This window comes from Robinsoniella sp. KNHs210, from assembly GCF_000686105.1.
GTDB classification, from domain to species: Bacteria; Bacillota; Clostridia; order Lachnospirales; family Lachnospiraceae; genus Robinsoniella; species Robinsoniella peoriensis.
In genome coordinates this window covers 622,400-641,349 of the sequence record NZ_JMLZ01000001.1, presented here as the reverse complement: position 1 = coordinate 641,349, position 18,950 = coordinate 622,400, and the positions used below count along the sequence as shown (strand labels likewise).

Here is an 18,950-nt window from a genome sequence, read left to right as displayed (position 1 = left end):
CTGCCGGCTCTTTAATATACTATTACAAAGATGTCTCAAATAGAAGGCTTAAATTAAAGTCATTAGTAGTCATTAGCAGTTGACTGTTATTGCGTAAGGAGAACGTGGATTACCTTTCTGATATCATCATTGATACAAATTGACTGGCTTTCGATTTCAAAAGGGCAGTGCTCTAGAGCGTGTTTGAAAATTAAAAGTTGCACAAAACAAATGTTTTGCATCCCCGTTTTATGGTAAAATAAAGAAAAAGGGGTGTTTTATATGTTGAGACGATATGAATTAACAGATGATGAATGGAATCATATAGTAACTTTACTTCCTCCTGAAAACACAGGAAAACCAGGTCGTCCCTCAAAAGAAAACCGTACCATGCTTAATGCAATGATTTGGCTGGCGCGAAGCGGAGCCCCATGGCGTGATCTTCCTGAGCGTTATGGGCCATGGGAAAGTGTATACAGCCGTTTTCGTAAGTGGATTGATGCTGGCGTACTGGATAATATTTTTCGCGTTCTAAGCCTTGAAGCCGCATTGGAAGAACTTTCGTTAGATGCATCTATCGTTCAGGCGCACCAACATAGTGCAGGTGCAAAAAAAGGGGGCCTTCTAGCGAAATAGGACACAGCCGGGGCGGAGCCAGTACAAAAATACACGCCATTGTGGATGCTTATGGAAATCCAGTGTATTTCATGATCAGTGAAGGACAACGCAACGATATTAATTTCGCGATTCCCTTATTGAAACATGTAAATTTAAAAGGAAGTAACATACTTGCTGATCGTGGATATGACAGTGATAAACTGATTGACTATATCTATGAGCAAGGTGGTGAACCAACAATTCCATCAAGAAAGGGAGCAAAGTTTGAACGTCATTGCGATTGGTGGCTATATAAAGAGCGGCATCTGATAGAAAAACTCTTTTTAAAGCTAAAGGCATTTCGTAGAATTGCCACCCGCTATGACAAACTTGCATTCACCTATCTGGGATTTTTGTGTATCGCTTCAATATTAATTTGGTTAAAATGACCAATGTGTAGCAATTTTAAAACACGCTCTAGTCCAGGATTGATACAGGCATAGGCAGATTTGGGATTTTCGTATGTCATTTGCCAAAAGGGGTATTTTATAATGCCCGGAGTGTTATGTTTATTGCGCACCATTTTGTTCTTTTTCCCTTTTAGGCTTCCAGAGCCGGTAAAACACCAGCTTCCCGCAAGAGTTTGGTATTCCTGCGGATTTTAGGAGCCTGCAAATCCTCGCCGTCCATAGCACCGATTTTCCCGATAAAGCGGTAGTAAATATCCACTCGCATAATGATTTGACCATCGACAACCTCTTTTTCATGCACCACGATTTTTTCAACCAGTGTGTGCAGAAGCTCGGCGGTCACTTCGGTAATATCGGTATACTGCTCTGTTTCCCCCGGTCATTCGGGACTATGTACTTGCCAACGATATTCCCAAGCCCTGCCGTTGGTTCTGCGGGCGCACACAGGAACTGGAACAGCTCCACGACCTGTTGGAAAAGGACGGAAAGGTGGTTTCTGCATGGTATTGCCGGTATCGGCAAGAGCGAGCTTGCAAAAGCCTATGCAGCCCAATACCAAAAAAGCTACACCAATTTTCTTTATCTGACATACAGCGGAGATTTGAAGCAGGACATCATCGACATGGATTTTGCCGATGATCTGCCTACTGATACCGAAGAAGAACGCTTTAAGAAGCATAATAAATTCCTGCGCACCTTGAAAGACGACACTTTATTTGTCATTGATAATTCTCTGAAAGTGAGCAAAACATCTTGCGTGGGCTTGCTCTTGTGCCGCTGACTGGCATCCCCGCACGGCAGTTTGCCGGATGGATAGGGCAGCCGAATATGAACGGCATTAATGATTTAATTGAAATGGGCTTCATACAGGAAAAGGCAATGCGCATGATTGCTCTGCACCCGATGATGCAGGAAATCACAGTCACAGATACAAAGCCGTCTGTCACCAACTGCCGTACACTGCTGGAAAACCTTCAGCACATTTGTCTGCTGCATGGACAGGATATTGCCAACTACAAAACGCTGTTCCAGACCATTGAAAACGCCGTGAAGCTACTTGACCGTGACGATGAAGCGTTCCTCCTGCTGTTCGTTGAGGATACCATTCCTTATATGGAAAAGTACAGTTATGAACCAGGCATTGTCTTTCTACTAAAAGAGGTGGAAACTATGCTGAATAACCCGGATTGTGGCAAAAACACTGACCAGGCATTGCTGCTGGACTACACCGCATTATATGAGGATACCTTCCATAACAAGACAGAGAAAGCTGTCAAGCTGGAAAAGGATGCGTTGGCGTTGTGAACTACTCTGTTCTGCTTGGTGAAATGGGCAACCCGGAGCAGGGGCTTGAAGCCCTGCAAAAATGTGCCATCATTGTAAAGAAATATAATTCCGATAAGTGTTTGGACTATGCGATAAGAAATTAAGACGATATTAGATTCGTCCAGAAATAAGGTTGCGGCGCAGGTAAACACCGAATTGCTATCCACCTACTGGAAAATCGGTGAAATTTTCGTTCGTTATGAACAAAATGATCAGATACGAGCCGCCTACGGAGAGAATACACTGAAACAGTTATCCAAATCACTTTCCAAGGAGTTTGGAAAAGGATTTTCCCGTTCCAATATCTATAATATGAGGTTGTTTTATCTCAGCTATCAAAAAATCCAGACAGTGTCTGGAAAATTGTCGTGGTCACATTATTGTGAATTGCTCAGCTTCGTTCTCCTATGCACATCATCTGGAAGAAATATCAAATATTCACTCCCGTTGCAAAACTTCTGTTAAATGAATTAAAAGAAAGTATGCAAAAATCTTGATTCATGCTTTGAGCCAAAAAATTCGGAAACGAATGCCCAAGCAACATTATAAAAGCAAAGGCGTAGGCAGAGCGAACATCGCTTTACCTACGCCTTTTGAGTTAGTTATAAATCAATTCTGGCAGCACAATTTCCTCCGCTGCACTCTTAATATTGTTTTTCGCCCCAACCCATGCCATCTGGTCACAGGCTTTCAAAGCTTCGTTTACCCCCTGTTTCTCCGCCATCTGACGAACAATCAAATCCACTTGATTTTGTGCTTGCTCGTCTATCTCATTCAGATGCTTTACCAATTTACCATCTAACAAAAGCTCCATGAACATCCCGTGCCTGTGTTCCATGAGGAATATTTTCCGCATCCTCCCGTATCTGCCGTAGCGGGGTTTTTTATCCTCCGGCAGCTTCAAATCGGGATAGTACATCCCATCCTCAGCCAAATGATAGGTAAATCCATTTTCAATAATCGTATGTTCCATTTGCGTATCCTTTCCGGCTCTCATAAGCCTGTGCCGGTTATCGATACGAGTTAAATTTGCTTCAAGACACTTCCAATGTCCTCATTGATACAGATAGACTTTGCTTTGATTTCATCTGGTGCATAGGCTTCACCCATATTGATACAGGCATAGGTAGCATTAGACCACTGGTTTGTCATACGCCAGAAAGAAAATTTTACAATCGAAGGCGTATTCATTCCAGTACCTAATTCCAGAAACAGCACTTTCGTATTTTCGTGCCGCCGCAAAAACTCTGAATAGCGTTCCGCAGCTTTATGCCAGCCCTCGTCCTGGGCGAATGTATTGTCTGCTCGCAGATTCATACTCATGGGCTTGCCACAGACAGGGCAGTGAGGTATCAGCTCCGTTGGCACACGCATATCTCTTTGCTGTTCCACCATCTGACGAACGATTTCCTCATTGTCATAGGTTTTCTGGCAGCATGGCTCACTGCACTGAAACAGACCGTAATCACCCTGCGTATAGAACAGCCTCTTTTTATCAAATCCGGCTTTCTGGAACTGATGGTCAACATTGGTAGTCAAGACAAAGTAATCCTTGTCTTTCACCAAGTCAAACAGCTGGTCATACACTGGCTTTGGTGCCTGTGTGTAGCGGTTTATCCAAATATAGCGGCTCCAGTATGCCCAATGCTCCTCCAAGGTATCGTAGGGGTAAAACCCACCAGAGTACATATCGTTAAAGTGATACTTTTCTGCAAAGCCATGGAAGTTCTCCTGAAAGCGTTCTCCCGTATAAACAAAACCGGCTGATGTGGAAAGACCGGCTCCTGCACCGATGATGACAGTGTCTGCCTGTGCCAGTGCGCAACGCAGCTTATCTATGCCATTTATCGTATTGGTTTGTCCAAAGCTTCGTCTGCCAAACATCATGCACACCGCCTTTCCTTATAAATTGTAGTTTGAATTTGCAAATGTCCTGAAATACGCCGTTTTCTCAATTTTTTCGTTAATTTGTTTCTGGTGTGCGCGGTTTGAAAGCAATGGTCTACGTTGGTTGTCAGTATGAAATACTCTTTGTCTCTGACCAGTTTTAGCAGATCCGTATAGGGTTTTCCCGTGGAATATATATAGCGGTTGATGTAAATATGACGGCTCCAATATGCCCAGTATTCTTCTAATGTTTCAAATGGATAAAAACCTGCGGAATACATATCGCTCAGACCATATTTTTCAATAAAATCGGAAAAGTTGTCCGTAAATCTTTTACCGCTGTATTCCAATCCTGCCGCTGCAGACAGTCCTGCACCGGCTCCGATCAGAATGGCATCGGCAGTATCTATTTTTTCTTTTAAAGTCTTAATTTTTTCTAAGCAGCTGTTGGTAGATGCTGTAGTCCTTTTCTCCAAAAACATTGAATACGACCTCCATTTCTGCATGTGTATTTTTACGGTAAGCGGTTACCGTATTGACTGCTATCTGTGCTGCGGTTTCATTTGGAAAATGAAATTCTCCGGTTGAAATACAGCAAAAGGCGATACTTTTTAAATGGTAAGTGTCGGCAAGTTCCAAACAAGAGCGATAGCAGGATGCCAGCAAAACGCAATCTTCTTCCCCCAGGCGCCCGTGGATGACTGGACCTACCGTATGCAATACAAACCTGGAAGGAAGATTATATGCTTCTGTAATCTTTGCTTTGCCAACGGGTTCCCCGCTTTGCTGCCGCTCCATTATCTCCTGGCAGGCTAAACGAAGCTGTATGCCTGCAAAAGAATGAATAGCATTGTCAATACAGCCGTGGCAGGGAACAAAGCAGCCCAATAAGCCAGAGTTGCCGGCATTTACAATACCATCAGTCTGAAGTGTGGTAATGTCCCCTTTCCATAAATAAATTCCATCCTTTACAGGGGATAAATCAAGAAGGGAAGTGACTTTTTTTTCATGTAGTTCCTCTTGTAAATAAGCATCCTGTATTTCTAAAAACTCCGGAGAAATGGGTCTGGGTAATCGTACATTCATGAGGGAACGCAAAAGCTTTTTTTGCTCCTGCCCGGCTGCCGGAATCTGGAGTGTACTGTATTCAGAATTTTCATTCAGGAGAAACCGAATCAGGTAACGTAATCTTTTATCTTGTGTCATATTAAATTTGAATTCCTTTCCCATTCAGTAATTTTTCCACAAATGGATTGGCGGGCGAGTGAACTACTTTTTCCGGGGTGTCGTATTGCTGGACGGTACCCTGATCCAATACCAGGACTTTTGTACCGAGCTGCAATGCTTCAGAAATATCGTGGGTAACGAAAATAATAGTAATACCCGTTTTTTGATGGATCTCTTTGATTTCTTTTTGCAGCTGTACCCGGGTGATTTCATCAACGGCACCAAAGGGTTCATCCATCAGTAAGATTTCAGGAGAGGAAGCCAGTGCACGTGCGATCCCCACCCGCTGCTGCTGTCCGCCGGACAGTTCCGATGGATAGCGCATCCGCATATCATCGGTCAGACCTACGATCTTCATCCATTTTGCAACGGCTTCATGGGTTTTCTTCTTGTTACGATGGTTCAGCAGATTGGGGACATAGGATATATTATCTTCCACGGACATATGGGGAAAGAGTACGCTTCCCTGGATGCAATAACCGATACTGCGTCTGAGTGCAATTAAATCTTCATTTTTAATATCTTTCTGGTTCACCAGGACACTCCCGTTGTCCGGGAGCAGCAGTCCATTTATCATTTTTAATAGTGTTGTTTTTCCGCAGCCTGACGAACCGATAACGGTGAGAAATTCTCCTTTTTCTATATCCAGATTGAAATGCGTGATGATGGCATTTTCATCATATTTTTTTTCGATATCTTTAAATTGTATTATTGGCATTTTTTTATCAAACATTTTTTACCTCCAGGCTAGATTAATCCTTTTTTCTTTAAAAAAGCAATTGCAGTTTCTCTGGGTTCCGAGCCATTGTTTTCTACATTATAATTCATTTCAGCCATTTCTTTATCAGTCAGAATACCCTGCACCATTTCAAATATATCTGCCAGATCCGGATTCTCTTCCAGTACTTCCATGCGGACAACGTTTCCGCACTGATAAGAGGGATAAAAAGTTTTATCATCTTTCAGCACAATGATATCAGAGACACTGTATTGTCCGTCTGTTGTAAAAATCGGCATTACATCGATTTTCTTTTCATTGATCGCCTGGTATTTTAAACCGATATCCAAATCAACGGTATTTTTAAAATCCATTCCGTAGGCAGCACATAGCGGGGTGTATCCGTCTTCCCTTTCATAGAAATCGTATTCCGCACCGAAGGTCAATTCAGATGATATGTCTTTTAGATCGGAGATATTTTTTAAGTTATATTTGTCAGCGATGTCCTTTCTTACGGCAAGTGCATAGCTGTTTGCAAATCCATACATACCCGTCCATTGCAGTCCATACCCGGACTCATACCCGGACTGTAACTGCCCGAACATATCTTCCGTGTACAGTTCATTTCTTTTGAGCACCATATTCCATCCTGTTCCGGTATATTCCGGATAGATATCGAACTCGCCTTTTTCCATTGCAGGCTGGATATTTGAGGTTCCTCCGCCTACACCCTGGGTAATTTCTACATTTAAATCTGTATAATCTTCAATCAGAATGCCCAGCATTTCGCCAAGGATATATTGTTCTGTCATTGGTTTTGTAGCAATATGTAGCGTTTCTTTTTTTGATTTGTGGAAGAAAGCAGCGGCAGCAAAAACAACGAGGATGAGAATGGCGCCGCCTATGATCACCGATATTTTTTTCCTGTTTTTATTTTTTCGTTTCCTTTGCAGCAGTTTTTCAATCAGCCCGAGGATAAAATCAGATAACAGGGCGATCAGAGCGATTAGAAGGCTTCCTGTCATTGTCATTGCAGCATTGTTCGTCGTGATTCCTCTGTAAATGGCAACACCCAGACCTCCGGCACCAATGAAGGAAGCGATACCTGCTAAAGCAATTGTCATAATTACCATATTTCGGATGCCGGACATAATTACCGGAAGCGCTAATGGCAGTTTAATCTTAAATAAAATCTGCCTGTCTGTGCTGCCCATCCCTCTTGCAGCTTCAATAATATTTTCATCTACATTGGTGATTCCTGTATAAGTGTTTCTCACCATCGGCATTAATGCGTAAAAGGTAAGTGCAATCACGGCAGTTATGTTTCCGATGCCCGAAAAGGGTATCAGGAATCCCAGCATAGAAATGGATGGAATGGTGTACAGAAAGTTAATAATGCCAAGTACGGGCTTAGACGATCGTCGGAATTCACTAACCAGAATACCAAGGATCCCTCCGAATAGAATTGCAATTACGATAGAGATAATAGAAATTTTCAAGTGTTCCAGGCATAGATTAATGAAAAATGCACTTCGTTGCGTTAGTAAAATCCAAATATCCATTAACATATTTTCGTTCTCCTTTTAATGGCTTTTACGGGACAGGTTTCATAGCATAATCCGCAGTGCAGGCAATGCTGCTGCTGTATCATATATTTGCTTTTCGAATCAATACAATGCTGCGGGCAGTTCTCGGCACAAATGCCGCAGGAAATACAATCCCCGGTAATTTCAAATCCTTTCATAATGGAGTCCATGTTTCCAAAAGAATCATATTCTCTGTATACAGGAGTTGAGCTTATATCAAAGTATTCTAGGGAACCGCTGTTTATGCAAAATGGTTCTAAGATATATCTGGCTTCCCCGGGATAAACGTCATTCATAATGGGGTTATTTTTAAATATTTTATCAATCCAGAACTTCTGCTCTGACAGATGTTTTGCTTTGCCGCTTAAGCGGATCATTTGATAATTCTTCGTCATTCCCACTACCGCAACCATATTGTTCTCCAGTAATTCTGCGTAAAAACCTTTCCCCCTGGCGGTACAAAAATATAAGGATTGATTTTCAACAAGCATAACATCAATAATTCTTGCCTGGGGCATTCCGTCGCTGCTGACAGTTGACATCGATACACTTTTAATTTCCCTAAGTATGTTGAGATATTTGTTTTCCATAGGTATTCCTCCCTAGCGCGTGTTTTAAAATTCATTCCTGCCATCTGCACGCCCCACTTTGCGGCATATTTGCCCCGGATTCAGGTTGCGTAGCCCGCTACGCGCCCTTCATCCGGGACAAATCTACCACAAACTGTGACGCACATCTGTCAGAAAGCAATTTTCAAACACGCTCTTGTCTTGACTTCTTGTTTTATAAGTAATATATTAAAGGCATACAGCGATTAGCGCAAGTAGGCACAATAAAGTGCTTAAGGTGCCAAAAAGAAACTAATGGAGGAAATCATATGGAAACACAGAAATTACCGGAATGTCCGGTTGAAACAACACTAAGCTTAATCAGTAACAGATGGAAAGTTTTGATTATCCGTGATCTGTTAACAGGCAAGAAAAGGTTTGGAGAACTGAAAAATTCGATTGGGAACATTTCACAAAAAGTGCTGACTTCTAATCTAAAGGATATGAAGGAGGCGGGCTTGATTACCAGAACGGTATATGCGGAAGTACCGCCCCGTGTGGAATATGAATTGACAGAGATGGGGTTGAGTTTGAATACAGTTTTGGAGGCAATGGTTGTTTGGGGAAAGGAATATAAGAAGAAACAAATTTAGTGCCCAGCCTGACAAACGCAATATTTAAACTTTATAGGCTTCTGGCAGGGGTGAATTTCAAGTAAGCAGCAGCTTCTTTATAATTTCCTTAAAAATAGCTGTTACCATAGCAGTAACAAATCAAAAGAGTTACAACGCTATGGAACGGACACTGTTCAAACCGGCTGCAGCCGGCAGACCGTTTTATGTTGTCAATTATGTAAAATGGAGGAAGTTATAAATGTATGAGTATATCATAAAAACCAATCATGTTTCTAAAAAGTTTAAAAAGACGTATGCAATAAAAGACTTATCGATGTGTGTAAGAAAAAATTCTGTCTACGGTTTATTAGGACCTAATGGTGCCGGTAAATCAACATTGCTGAAGATGATCACAGGAATTACCAGATCGACTTCAGGAGAAATATTATTCAACAATCATCCCTGGTCCCGAAAAGATTTATTGAATATTGGTTCATTAATCGAATCACCACCGCTGTATGAGAATTTAACGGCATTTGAAAACTTAAAAGTGAGGGCGACTCTTTTGGGGATTGGGGCAGAAAAATGTACTGAAGTATTGCAAAAAATGGACTTAGCGGATACGAAAAATAAAAAGATATCCGATTTTTCGCTGGGAATGAAACAGAGGCTGGGTATAGCATTAGCGCTGCTTAATAACCCCCAATTATTAGTCTTGGATGAACCTACTAACGGGCTAGACCCTTTTGGCATAGAAGAATTAAGGATCATGATCCGAACATTTGCGGAGTCTGGGATTTCTGTAATTATATCCAGTCATATTTTAAGCGAAATACAACAGGTTGCCGATGATATAGGGATCATATACAATGGATCGCTTCTTTACCAGGACAAAGTTGAAGCAGATGAAGATCTGGAACAATTGTTTATGGATATTGTAAGAAGGGAGCGTGCATAATGATGCTGCGAACATATTTAGAAGCAGAAAACTTGAAATTTAAACGCTCTTTATTTAGAAAACTTATTATATTTATACCAATAGCTTTAATTTTAATATCCATGATATTTATATATTTAAATATTGGTTTAGGTGGCTTTTCAAGCTCTATCGTTTGCAATTGGTGCATGCCTGTTGCATCTTTGTCCATTGTGATTTTATGCCATTTAGTCAATCATAAGGATCAAAAACACAAATACCGTACGCTTTATAGTTTGCCCATTAACTTGAAGAAGACATTTATTGCTAAAACAATTCTAATAGCGCTGAATCTTTTGATGATATCATTATTGCTATCGTTTATCGCCATAATCTCTGAAGTCATATGGTCAGGTGTTTCAGCTGCGATAGGTTTTGCCGGTTTTTATGTTTTAGGATACTTCTTATTGTGTCTCTCTTTATTATGGCAGATTCCGTTCTGTTTATTTTTAGATCAGAAAGTCGGATTTGTTGGATCTGTGATAATAAATTTGTTTGCCAGTGCATTAGGCGGTCTGTTTTTTTCCTTGACGCCGTTGTTTTGGGTTTTCCCATATAGCTGGACTGCCAGGTTTATGGTTACTTTATTTGGAGTTTTGCCAAGCGGATTATTGGTTGGTGCAGATTCACGATTATTATTAAATTCAGGACAAAATTTGCTGCTGGTATTGATAAGCTTGTTTGCTATGTTAGTTTTTTCAATCTTGTTTGCCCGCTGGTATGGAAAGCAGGTGTACCGCAAATGACTATTATAAGGGAGTTTTTATCTAACTTTACCAAAATCAGACGAACTCCGGTTGTTCTATTGCATTTGTTACTGCCTGTTGCGGTTACAACATTATTTTTGGTTTATTACGCTTCTGCCGGTTACCATATTATTTCGGATGCGAGATTGTTTTTCGTGGTATTACAAATATGTTATCCGATTTTTGTTAGTATTGCTGCACCAATTTTAATTAATCTCGACAGGAATATAAACGGTATTCAAAATGCTCTGGGTTTAGTGAAGTCCCGAAGAAGCGTATATTTGGGAAAATTGTTCTTTTTACTGTTTTTTTCAGCCATAAGTGTAATCATATATGAACTTTGTTTCTATATTGGAGTCAATTTTTTTCTGGATATAAGTGTAATGAACTTTGATTCATATCTTGCCATATTTTGTATTATTTTAAATAACAGTTTATTATTATATTTATTACACGTACCTATTGCATTTCGGTTTGGTTCAAGTATTTCTGTTTTGCTGGGGATTTCTGGTACGATTTTAGCGGGTTTCTTTGAAAATCCCATTGGTGATAAAATCTGGCCGTTCATTCCCTGGGAATGGGGTGTTCGGTATTTGAAAAATTATTTTGGATTTTCAAGTGAACTTATTTTTCCTGGAATTATTTCTCAGATTATTATTACTTCGATGATTCTGATTTTGACATTACTATGGTATAGTAAATGGGAAGGTAAAGTTATACAAGAGTAAAACTAGGAGGATAGACTATGGCGAAACTGTTAGTGGTCGATGATGACCTTGATATGCTGGCACTGGTACGCACCGCTCTGGAAAGGGACGGGCACCAGGTAGACACCGAAACGGATCCCGCTACCGTGCAGCCTGCCAGGTGTCAGCTGTATAACCTTTTGCTGTTGGATGTGATGATGCCCGGAGAGGATGGCTTTTCCCTTTGCAGCCGCATCCGTGCCGAGGTGGATTGTCCCATATTGTTCCTGACTGCCAGGGCGGAAGATGCGGCCCTTGTGCAGGGCTTTGGCCTGGGCGCTGATGATTATATTAAAAAACCATTCAGGATCGCGGAGCTGTGCGCACGGGTAAATGCCCATCTGCGGCGGGAGGTACGCCAGCCCAGCCGCACCCTGAACCGGGGTGGTGTTCGCTTTGATATGCAGGCAAAGGGGGCCATCGCGGGTGAACATACACTGCCTTTTACCAAGGGCGAATACGCCATCTGTGAGCACCTTGCACTGCATGCCGGTCAGGTGTTTACCAAAGAACAATTATACGAAGCCGTTTTCGGTTTTGACGCGGAAGGCGATTCGTCGGCCATTGCGGAGCACATCAAAAATATCCGTGCCAAGCTGAAAGCCGACGGCTTAAGTCCTATAGAAACTGTTTGGGGGGTGGGCTACAAATGGCGAAAAGACAGCGTTCTGTAGGCCTTTCTTTTGTGCTTTTGCGCTTTGCAGTAGTTATGTCCGGCTGTATGCTGTTATGCTGTATGGTATGGTCTTTTTGCCTGGTGAGGTTTCAAAACACCGGCATTGTTTACCGGGGAGTTGTCCCGAACCAGCAGGTGGAGCAGATGCTGGACGGAGAGCCAGAAACATTTGTTTCTCCCAGTGACGATTTCCTGCCTGAGTATGCTTTGTTTGATCCAAACGGCAAAGTGCTGGAAAGCAACGTAGAGGGAAAGAAGCTGGAAACCCTTGCCGGAATTTTACAGGAGGATGCCTACAGCCTTTATGTTTCCCGGCACACCAACGCGGATGTTTCGCGGTACACTTACGCAGATGGTAGCACCATAATCTTTCGCTGGCATTACAGGGCAGAGTTTACCAATCCTGTGCTGCGTGACATGCTGCCACCCTTTGAATACCTGTGGCTGGCAACCTTTGGTGCGGCATTGGTGCTCTGCCTGTTATTTAATACTCTGTGGCTCCGCCGGCGCCTCGCAGCCAAGCTGAAGCTGTTCAGTGAGGTAAGCGAGAAGATCGGCGCCCAGGAACTGGATTTCACAATTCCTCACGCAGGCATCCGCGAGTATGACCAGGCTCTTGGCGCCATGGAGCATATGCGGGAGGCATTGTACAGCGCCCTGTCTTCCCAGTGGGCGGCACAGCAGGAACGTGAGGCAGAAATTGCAGCACTTGCGCATGATTTAAAAACCCCGCTCACCCTGGTGGGAGGCAATGCCGAACTTCTGCTGGGCGAAGAACTGCCTGGCAGCAGCCGCAAAATGGTGGAAACAATTATGGCAGGCAACGACAGGGCCAGGCAGTATGTTGCCAGCCTGCTGGAAACTGCCGCCGGTGGTGATGAGGCATTTGAAAACACCAGCCTGTCTGCCATGTTTGACGAGCTGGGCAACAGAACAATGGCTTTTGCAGAAACAAAGAGGGTTTGCCTGCAAACCCATAACGGCCTGGAGGGTACTGTGAGCATTCAGAGAGACCATTTACTTCGTGCCCTCGGCAATGTGGTGCAGAATGCAATTGAGTATACCCCCGCAGGAGGAAATGTGTATCTGGAAAGCAGCATGGCAGAGGGGGGCTGGCAGGTCACTGTGCGTGACGAAGGTCCCGGCTTTAGTAAATCGGCATTACACCATGCAACAGAGCGCCTGTGGCGTGGAGATGCAGCGCGTGGCACCGATGGACACAATGGACTTGGACTTTGGTTTGCAGCGGAAGTAGTAAAAGCTCACGCTGGACATCTGGAACTGGGAAACTGTGAATCTGGCGGGGTGGTTACGGTCAGGTTCTGTTAAGCCGCCGAAAGAAAGTTTACAACTTGGTAACATCCCCATGTTATATTTCCATTAAAAGCAGGAACATCTGCGATATGAAAGGGGGATAAAAATGGCAGCAATACTAATTGTCGAAGATGAGTTAGCGATAAATGAATTAGTACGCAGAAATCTGCAGCTTGTGGGGCACACGTGTGTGACGGCATTTGATGGAGAGGAAGCAGTCCGGGAGCTTGGGCAGAATCATTTTGATCTGTTAATCCTGGATATTATGCTGCCCGGGCTGGACGGATATGAAGTATACCGGGAATCAAAGGGAACACCTACTATATTTCTCACTGCCAGAACCGGTTTATCGGATCGGGTGAAAGGTTTAAAAATGGGGGCGGATGACTATATTACCAAACCGTTTCAAATGCTGGAGCTTCTGGCGCGGGTGGAGGCGGTTCTGCGAAGGACATTAAAACAGAATACCGGGTATTCGGTTGGTAAAGTCAGAATAGATTTTGAAAGCCATCAGGTATTTTTAAATGACCTGCTTATGGATTGTACGCCAAAGGAGTATGACCTGCTGGAAACGTTGGTTACGAACCGAAATATTGCTCTCTCCAGGGAAAAACTTCTGGAGCTTGTCTGGGGGTATGATTTTGAAGGGGATACCAGGACGGTGGATGTACATATACAGAAACTGCGGAAGAAACTGGAACTGGAGGATTATATAAAAACAGTATATAAGATGGGATATCGTCTGGAGGTCACGAAATGAAAAAACGGGCCTTTTTTACCACGCTTATTTTGTTCTTATTCTTTTTATACGCCGGAATAACCGTAATGTCAGCAATCATATTTAAAGATAAGGTTGGTGTTATAAAAGAACGATGCCTGGCGGAGCATTACGTGATTGTTTCTTCTATATTAAAAGATTTTCAGGCTCTGGACAGCAGAGGGGTAGAGATTGGGGGCTCAATGGAGAGCTTAATGCATCCGTATTCCTATCTGGCAAAAGGTAACGGCATGGGTCTTGCAGTGTATAAAAAGGTAAACCTGGTTTATACCAATATGGCGCAGGAAGTTCTGGAGGATATAAATACTGATTCTTATAAGGAAGGACAGCGCTATGTATCCATCAAAGGAAATGAGGAGCCGTCTGTTTATGTGGCGGGTCTGCTTCCGGCACCTTTTGAGGACTATGCCCTGGTATACCGCTATAATATAGAAGAGACCATAACTTCCTGGAACCGGTTAAAGAATACGCTGTATATGGCGGGAACGGTTTTATCCGTATGTCTGGCATTCTGCCTGCTGATTTTGCTAAATCAGATTTTCCGCCCGCTGAAGCAGATTTCGGAGGCATCCATGGGGATTGCGGCAGGAGAGTATGAAAAACGGCTTCCGGTCTCCGGCAATGATGAATTGGCATATATGGCACAGAGCTTTAACCACATGGCAATGGAAATACAAAAACAAATAGCTGACCTGAATGAAGCGGCAAGGCAGAAACAACAGTTTATAGATAATTTTGCCCATGAACTGCGCACTCCCTTAACAGCAATTTATGGGTATGCGGAGTATATACAAAAAGCGGTAATTTCAGAAGAAGACAGAATCATGTCCTGCGGTTATATCATGTCTGAAAGCAAAAGAATGGAAAACATGGCGTACCAGCTGTTGGACCTGGCGATGATGCGGAACAATGAAATCAAAAAAGAAAAGATAGAAGTGAAATCATTGCTGGATGCTGTAAGCAATACCACTTTGCGTAAGGCTGTCGAAAAAGAGATTACGGTTAACTACAGCTGTCAAATGGATTGTATTACCGGAAATGCAGAACTTCTGGAAAGTCTGCTGGTGAACCTGATTGACAATGCCATCAAAGCAAGCAATCCGAAGTCTTGCATAGAGGTAAAAGCTTATCAGGAAGATAATGTAAAAGTTTTATCCGTCCGGGATTATGGAAAAGGTATGACAGAGAGACAGCTGCAGCACGTAAAAGAAGCTTTTTATCGGGCAGATAAGTCCAGAAGCCGCAAGGAAGGCGGAGCCGGATTGGGACTATCGATCTGTGAACAAATTTCCCAGCTTCATAATGCACATCTTCAATTCGCATCCGGTCTTATGGAAGGAACCGAGGTAAAAGTAATGTTTACAACTCTGTAACAAGTTCATTACAAGTTTATAATCTCCGGAGTCTAAGATAGGAAATGTGATCACAAATACGAATAAAAAGGCAGGCATGCCAGAAGCAAAGGGGTAAATATGAATAATAGAAAAGGTAAAAGAACAGGCAGCAGAACAGATAAAAGAACAGATAAAAAGATATATAGCAGAAGAGATACTGCAGCAAATAACAGAAGAAATAAAAAGAGTGATAAAAATGAATTTCCCAGGATTATCGCTGGTGCATTTGCAGCAATTGGCGTATGTGCATTTTTATTTGGGGGTGTGAGCGATGCTGTTATGGCAGCAGAATTGGGGAAAACAGCGACTGTTTCCACCAGCTATCTGTTGAAAGAAGAAACGGCAGAGAAAAAAGAAGAAACGGCAGAGGCAAAAGAAGGAACGGCAGAGGCAAAAGAAGGAACTGAAAGCAAGGGAGCAAAGAAAGTAGACGCAGCCATCGAAGCAGAAGAAGAAATCCAGGAAGCTGATGCTGTGATAAATGGAGAAGTGCAGGAAAATAAATATGTGAAGGGAACTTATAAAGTGGTTTCTGATCCTCTGACGAAGGACAGCATTCCAACTGAGAAGGATCTGAAACAGGATGCAGCAGCAGAGACAGGGGCTAAAATGCTGTGGGAGCTTTATGGATTAAAGATGAACGGGGCGACCATCTATATGTCATATAATGCCGGTACGGAAACATTTCCAAGGGCATTCTGGAGCGGGGATGTGCGTCTGGGGGATACCCGCTCACCGGAAGATACCTGCTACTCTTTTATGATCGATGCCGTAACGGGGGAACGCTTTAATGCAGGTTTTTCACGCACTCTGGATAAGAAAGTGTCACTGGATTTTGACCAGAAACTAATGGATAATCCCGGCGAGTATACGCAACTGGCAAAAGAACTGGCAGAAAAGCTGGATATTGTGAATGGGAAAGCAGCATCTTCGGAATATGGCTGTCAGGGTTATTCCAATAATGATCCTGATATCACTATTGAAGTGACCGGGATAAACGGAGAAAGAGCACTATTATCTTTTTCCAGATATGATCAGAAATTTAAAGGTGTCATCTATGATGCCAGCCTTAAGATTTCTGAGCCGGCTGAAAAAGCATCTGCGCTGAAGGCTTCGGAAAAGGCATTGGAAACTTTGGAATCAATGCCGGAGGCAGAGTATGCGGAGGCAGAAAATTCCTATCTGATACCATCGGCGGGGGAGGAATAGATTACTAAAAAGAATTCTGAATATGGGAAAATGATATAGGAAGCAGAGCGCAAAAGTAAGATTTGCGCTCTGCTTTTTACACTTTTGCGGGACTAATGAGGTTTATGACTTTTATTTTAAATAGCTGTTTGTAAATGTACGAATGTTCAAGCAGATAAATTTTCCGTGATGATTGGAATCAAAATCGATACCTGAAATTCTCTGTCTTTCAGTTGGATTGAGCATAATCCATTGTGATTTTTAATAATTTTTTTGACGGATGAGATACCAATGCCATATTCATTCCGTTTGGAAGAAAGAAAATGGTCATGTTTCTTATATAATTTTCCAGCATAAGAGTTATAAACAATCAAATGGAATTGTTCATTCGTAAACTTTCCCTGGAGGCAGATTGAGCGTTGTTCTTGTTCTATCTGACGGCAGCAGGCTTCAACAGCATTTTCTAAAAGATTTGAAAGAATGATACACAATTCAAAATCCGGAAAAGGAAAATCTTCCGGTAGGGAAAGGGCAACTTTAAAAGATATCTGTGCACTGCTGGCTTTTTGTACATAATACCGGATAACGGCATCAGCTGTTAAATTATTACAGTATGTGAAAGGTACCGTTTGCAAAGCCGGCTGTTTTTCATATTGGTTTAGATAATTTTTGATACTCTGTATATTACCCGAATCCAGCAATGTACGGAAAGTTCGCAGATTATGGCGCAGATCATGCTTTACAGCCCGGACTTCCTCGATTTTTTCCTGCAGTTGATTGAAATGTTCATGCTGCATAGAGAGCTGCTGCTCCATATGGTGCTGTTTCTCTTCAAGAAGTATCCGATACTTATAGGAGTCGAATATTTCAGACCATAATAAAAATCCCAGGCTTAAAATCAATGCGGCACCGCCCCATTCAGAGAAATATCCCCCATATACAGGTTCATACGCTGGCAGGATACGGTCTGCCAGAAGAGAAACGGCATAGAATAAAGTTCCGGATAAAATAAACCATTCCTGCAGAAGTTGTCGGTACATTGCGGCCATTACGATTACAACTAAATAACATGCTGTTAGCCATTTATTGATGGAAAACAGATAAGACCATGCTTTTAATGCAGTAAGATTCCAATAAGGCATGAAGACACCGCATACCAGAGAAAGAATACAAAGCATGATGCATGCAGCTACAGAGATTACGGCAGCTATTCTGTTTGTTTTACAGAGCTTATTCTGAAGGAACACAATAAACAAAAACATAGAAAAATAACAGAAACGCTCTATTGTATACCAAGGCTGGATAGCGGTAAGCAAAAAGGTATGGATAAGTGGGTAAACGGTATAACCGCTCAATGCCAGGCAAAGTGCAGAAAATACCAGGGCATATCTGTGATGAACCCGAACTCCAAGAAAAAATGAAAGGAACAGGCAGCCAATGGAAATTAGAAATACAGCAATGCGAATACAAAGCTGTACGTCCTGCCTGAAGTTGACTGAAAACGGATCACCAAATGCGGGGGGATAGACCAGTCCGCTAAAGTAATATGAATAATCGGTAACAGCCAGAATAATCTGTACACTGCCTTCACCATTGAAAGAATAAATTTTGTTTTGCAGACCTGGTGCATATAGGCCGGCATCCGGATTTCCTATCTGGGCAATCAGGGTATTATTTATATATAAACGATATGCAGAATAAACTTCCGGAATTTCCAGGGCGTAAACGTGTTGAGGCGACGGCAGATTAATAGTAAGCCGATATGTGGCACTTCCATGAGGAGAACGGACTGGATTGCCTGTTTCAAAACCTCCATATTGCCCGATAGATATGTATTGGCGGTAACGGTCCGGAGGACCCTCTGTAAAATCAGACGGAGATAATAATACACCCGGATAGAATTCCCATTCATGAGTAAGGAATCGAAGATCTTTCTCAGGAAAAAAATCTTCAGTAAGATTCAAAACTCCATTAACTGGCTGGAGTGCAGTATTAGTATACTTATTATCTTTGTAATATAAAATATGAAAAAGTAATACAGCCGATAATACAGTAACAAGTATTATAACGATCAATTTTAGTTGTTTTCTATAGGACTTATTTATTAAAGATGTAATTAGTCTAGTCTGCATTTTGAATCCTCCGGAGATCTTTGTAAAAGAAAATGCTGGTTAACCGTA

The 18,950-nt window shown here is 42.3% G+C and carries 23 protein-coding genes and 1 pseudogene; 14 read left to right on the top strand and 10 right to left on the bottom strand.

Going from position 1 to position 18,950, the window contains the following annotated elements; genetic code table 11:
* Positions 1-261: 261 nt before the first annotated feature.
* Positions 262-1,025: pseudogene (locus CD03_RS36950) on the top strand (IS5 family transposase).
* A 151-nt stretch (positions 1,026-1,176) separates the two neighbouring features.
* Here CD03_RS36950 and CD03_RS39765 read toward each other — a convergent pair.
* Complete coding sequence (locus tag CD03_RS39765; protein ID WP_027292272.1) at positions 1,177-1,389, bottom strand: DUF4368 domain-containing protein; 213 nt, start codon at positions 1,387-1,389, stop codon at positions 1,177-1,179.
* On the opposite strand from CD03_RS39765, the gene CD03_RS37665 reads away from it, so the two are divergent.
* Genes CD03_RS37665 through CD03_RS39310 form a run of 4 tightly spaced genes read left to right on the top strand, consistent with a single transcriptional unit; the run spans position 1,318 to position 2,837 of the window.
* Entirely contained in the window at positions 1,318-1,827 is a 510-nt protein-coding gene (locus tag CD03_RS37665; protein ID WP_197041641.1) for an ATP-binding protein, read from the top strand. The two genes, CD03_RS39765 and CD03_RS37665, sit on opposite strands and share 72 nt — an antisense overlap.
* A 47-nt stretch (positions 1,828-1,874) precedes the next feature.
* Positions 1,875-2,351 (top strand): hypothetical protein, encoded by a 477-nt coding sequence (locus CD03_RS0102450; protein WP_156042733.1) that lies wholly within the window; start codon positions 1,875-1,877, stop codon positions 2,349-2,351.
* Positions 2,348-2,476 carry a hypothetical protein gene (locus CD03_RS38740; RefSeq protein WP_255348054.1) on the top strand — a complete coding sequence of 43 codons (129 nt, stop codon included), beginning with the start codon at positions 2,348-2,350 and terminating at the stop codon, positions 2,474-2,476. Before CD03_RS0102450 ends, CD03_RS38740 begins: the two co-directional genes overlap by 4 nt.
* A gap of 52 nt (positions 2,477-2,528) precedes the next feature.
* Entirely contained in the window at positions 2,529-2,837 is a 309-nt protein-coding gene (locus CD03_RS39310) for a DUF1016 N-terminal domain-containing protein (RefSeq protein ID WP_242849019.1), read from the top strand.
* A 133-nt stretch (positions 2,838-2,970) separates the two neighbouring features.
* Here the strand turns inward: CD03_RS39310 and CD03_RS0102440 are convergent, their stop codons facing one another.
* From CD03_RS0102440 to CD03_RS39760, 8 genes are all read right to left on the bottom strand, one after another.
* Entirely contained in the window at positions 2,971-3,345 is a 375-nt protein-coding gene (locus tag CD03_RS0102440; RefSeq protein WP_027292269.1) for a TnpV protein, read from the bottom strand.
* Positions 3,346-3,395: 50 nt separating this feature from the next.
* The gene (locus tag CD03_RS0102435; protein ID WP_242849018.1) at positions 3,396-4,259 is read right to left on the bottom strand and encodes an SIR2 family NAD-dependent protein deacylase; all 864 of its coding nucleotides are present in this window, start codon (positions 4,257-4,259) and stop codon (positions 3,396-3,398) included.
* Entirely contained in the window at positions 4,256-4,741 is a 486-nt protein-coding gene (locus CD03_RS32130) for a hypothetical protein (RefSeq protein WP_197041615.1), read from the bottom strand. Before CD03_RS32130 ends, CD03_RS0102435 begins: the two co-directional genes overlap by 4 nt.
* Entirely contained in the window at positions 4,686-5,465 is a 780-nt protein-coding gene (locus CD03_RS0102425) for a protein-ADP-ribose hydrolase (protein WP_027292267.1), read from the bottom strand. Before CD03_RS0102425 ends, CD03_RS32130 begins: the two co-directional genes overlap by 56 nt.
* 1 nt (position 5,466) lies before the next feature.
* On the bottom strand, positions 5,467-6,219 hold the full coding sequence (locus tag CD03_RS0102420; RefSeq protein ID WP_330377108.1) for an ATP-binding cassette domain-containing protein: 753 nt from the start codon (positions 6,217-6,219) through the stop codon (positions 5,467-5,469).
* A gap of 14 nt (positions 6,220-6,233) precedes the next feature.
* Positions 6,234-7,772, bottom strand: coding sequence for an ABC transporter permease/substrate-binding protein (locus CD03_RS0102415; protein WP_027292265.1), 1,539 nt, complete (start codon positions 7,770-7,772; stop codon positions 6,234-6,236).
* Positions 7,766-8,380, bottom strand: a complete 615-nt coding sequence (locus CD03_RS0102410) for a pyridoxamine 5'-phosphate oxidase family protein (protein WP_044288855.1) — start codon at positions 8,378-8,380, stop codon at positions 7,766-7,768. The genes CD03_RS0102415 and CD03_RS0102410 overlap by 7 nt, the downstream gene beginning before the upstream one ends.
* Before the next feature lie 80 nt (positions 8,381-8,460).
* Positions 8,461-8,526, bottom strand: coding sequence for a DUF6783 domain-containing protein (locus CD03_RS39760; protein ID WP_394910230.1), 66 nt, complete (start codon positions 8,524-8,526; stop codon positions 8,461-8,463).
* A gap of 141 nt (positions 8,527-8,667) precedes the next feature.
* Between CD03_RS39760 and CD03_RS0102405 the strand changes: the two genes are divergently transcribed.
* From CD03_RS0102405 to CD03_RS35685, 9 genes are all read left to right on the top strand, one after another.
* Complete coding sequence (locus CD03_RS0102405; protein WP_027292263.1) at positions 8,668-8,991, top strand: winged helix-turn-helix transcriptional regulator; 324 nt, start codon at positions 8,668-8,670, stop codon at positions 8,989-8,991.
* A gap of 220 nt (positions 8,992-9,211) precedes the next feature.
* On the top strand, positions 9,212-9,910 hold the full coding sequence (locus tag CD03_RS0102395; RefSeq protein WP_027292262.1) for a lantibiotic protection ABC transporter ATP-binding protein: 699 nt from the start codon (positions 9,212-9,214) through the stop codon (positions 9,908-9,910).
* Positions 9,910-10,674: a lantibiotic immunity ABC transporter MutE/EpiE family permease subunit gene (locus tag CD03_RS0102390; RefSeq protein WP_242849017.1), complete on the top strand. Its 765-nt coding sequence runs from the start codon at positions 9,910-9,912 to the stop codon at positions 10,672-10,674. The genes CD03_RS0102395 and CD03_RS0102390 overlap by 1 nt, the downstream gene beginning before the upstream one ends.
* Complete coding sequence (locus tag CD03_RS0102385) at positions 10,671-11,402, top strand: lantibiotic immunity ABC transporter MutG family permease subunit (protein ID WP_027292260.1); 732 nt, start codon at positions 10,671-10,673, stop codon at positions 11,400-11,402. The genes CD03_RS0102390 and CD03_RS0102385 overlap by 4 nt, the downstream gene beginning before the upstream one ends.
* Positions 11,403-11,419: 17 nt before the next feature.
* Positions 11,420-12,094, top strand: coding sequence for a response regulator transcription factor (locus CD03_RS0102380; RefSeq protein ID WP_027292259.1), 675 nt, complete (start codon positions 11,420-11,422; stop codon positions 12,092-12,094).
* Positions 12,070-13,425, top strand: a complete 1,356-nt coding sequence (locus CD03_RS0102375; RefSeq protein WP_027292258.1) for a sensor histidine kinase — start codon at positions 12,070-12,072, stop codon at positions 13,423-13,425. The genes CD03_RS0102380 and CD03_RS0102375 overlap by 25 nt, the downstream gene beginning before the upstream one ends.
* Positions 13,426-13,516: 91 nt before the next feature.
* Complete coding sequence (locus tag CD03_RS0102370; RefSeq protein ID WP_027292257.1) at positions 13,517-14,170, top strand: response regulator transcription factor; 654 nt, start codon at positions 13,517-13,519, stop codon at positions 14,168-14,170.
* On the top strand, positions 14,167-15,561 hold the full coding sequence (locus tag CD03_RS0102365) for a sensor histidine kinase (RefSeq protein WP_027292256.1): 1,395 nt from the start codon (positions 14,167-14,169) through the stop codon (positions 15,559-15,561). Before CD03_RS0102370 ends, CD03_RS0102365 begins: the two co-directional genes overlap by 4 nt.
* Positions 15,562-15,660: 99 nt before the next feature.
* Positions 15,661-16,791, top strand: a complete 1,131-nt coding sequence (locus CD03_RS35685) for a hypothetical protein (RefSeq protein ID WP_052377628.1) — start codon at positions 15,661-15,663, stop codon at positions 16,789-16,791.
* A 146-nt stretch (positions 16,792-16,937) separates the two neighbouring features.
* Here CD03_RS35685 and CD03_RS0102355 read toward each other — a convergent pair whose 3' ends face one another.
* Positions 16,938-18,902 carry a sensor histidine kinase gene (locus CD03_RS0102355; RefSeq protein WP_027292255.1) on the bottom strand — a complete coding sequence of 655 codons (1,965 nt, stop codon included), beginning with the start codon at positions 18,900-18,902 and terminating at the stop codon, positions 16,938-16,940.
* Positions 18,903-18,950: the final 48 nt, after the last annotated feature.

Coding starts and splice junctions, on each gene's coding strand:
- CD03_RS0102450 (WP_156042733.1), top strand. CDS start 1,875: ATGAACGGCATTAATGATTTAATTGAAATGGGCTTCATACAGGAAAAG.
- CD03_RS0102440 (WP_027292269.1), bottom strand. CDS start 3,345: ATGGAACATACGATTATTGAAAATGGATTTACCTATCATTTGGCTGAG.
- CD03_RS0102435 (WP_242849018.1), bottom strand. CDS start 4,259: ATGATGTTTGGCAGACGAAGCTTTGGACAAACCAATACGATAAATGGC.
- CD03_RS32130 (WP_197041615.1), bottom strand. CDS start 4,741: ATGTTTTTGGAGAAAAGGACTACAGCATCTACCAACAGCTGCTTAGAA.
- CD03_RS0102425 (WP_027292267.1), bottom strand. CDS start 5,465: ATGACACAAGATAAAAGATTACGTTACCTGATTCGGTTTCTCCTGAAT.
- CD03_RS0102420 (WP_330377108.1), bottom strand. CDS start 6,219: ATGTTTGATAAAAAAATGCCAATAATACAATTTAAAGATATCGAAAAA.
- CD03_RS0102415 (WP_027292265.1), bottom strand. CDS start 7,772: ATGTTAATGGATATTTGGATTTTACTAACGCAACGAAGTGCATTTTTC.
- CD03_RS0102410 (WP_044288855.1), bottom strand. CDS start 8,380: ATGGAAAACAAATATCTCAACATACTTAGGGAAATTAAAAGTGTATCG.
- CD03_RS0102405 (WP_027292263.1), top strand. CDS start 8,668: ATGGAAACACAGAAATTACCGGAATGTCCGGTTGAAACAACACTAAGC.
- CD03_RS0102395 (WP_027292262.1), top strand. CDS start 9,212: ATGTATGAGTATATCATAAAAACCAATCATGTTTCTAAAAAGTTTAAA.
- CD03_RS0102390 (WP_242849017.1), top strand. CDS start 9,910: ATGATGCTGCGAACATATTTAGAAGCAGAAAACTTGAAATTTAAACGC.
- CD03_RS0102385 (WP_027292260.1), top strand. CDS start 10,671: ATGACTATTATAAGGGAGTTTTTATCTAACTTTACCAAAATCAGACGA.
- CD03_RS0102380 (WP_027292259.1), top strand. CDS start 11,420: ATGGCGAAACTGTTAGTGGTCGATGATGACCTTGATATGCTGGCACTG.
- CD03_RS0102375 (WP_027292258.1), top strand. CDS start 12,070: ATGGCGAAAAGACAGCGTTCTGTAGGCCTTTCTTTTGTGCTTTTGCGC.
- CD03_RS0102370 (WP_027292257.1), top strand. CDS start 13,517: ATGGCAGCAATACTAATTGTCGAAGATGAGTTAGCGATAAATGAATTA.
- CD03_RS0102365 (WP_027292256.1), top strand. CDS start 14,167: ATGAAAAAACGGGCCTTTTTTACCACGCTTATTTTGTTCTTATTCTTT.
- CD03_RS35685 (WP_052377628.1), top strand. CDS start 15,661: ATGAATAATAGAAAAGGTAAAAGAACAGGCAGCAGAACAGATAAAAGA.
- CD03_RS0102355 (WP_027292255.1), bottom strand. CDS start 18,902: ATGCAGACTAGACTAATTACATCTTTAATAAATAAGTCCTATAGAAAA.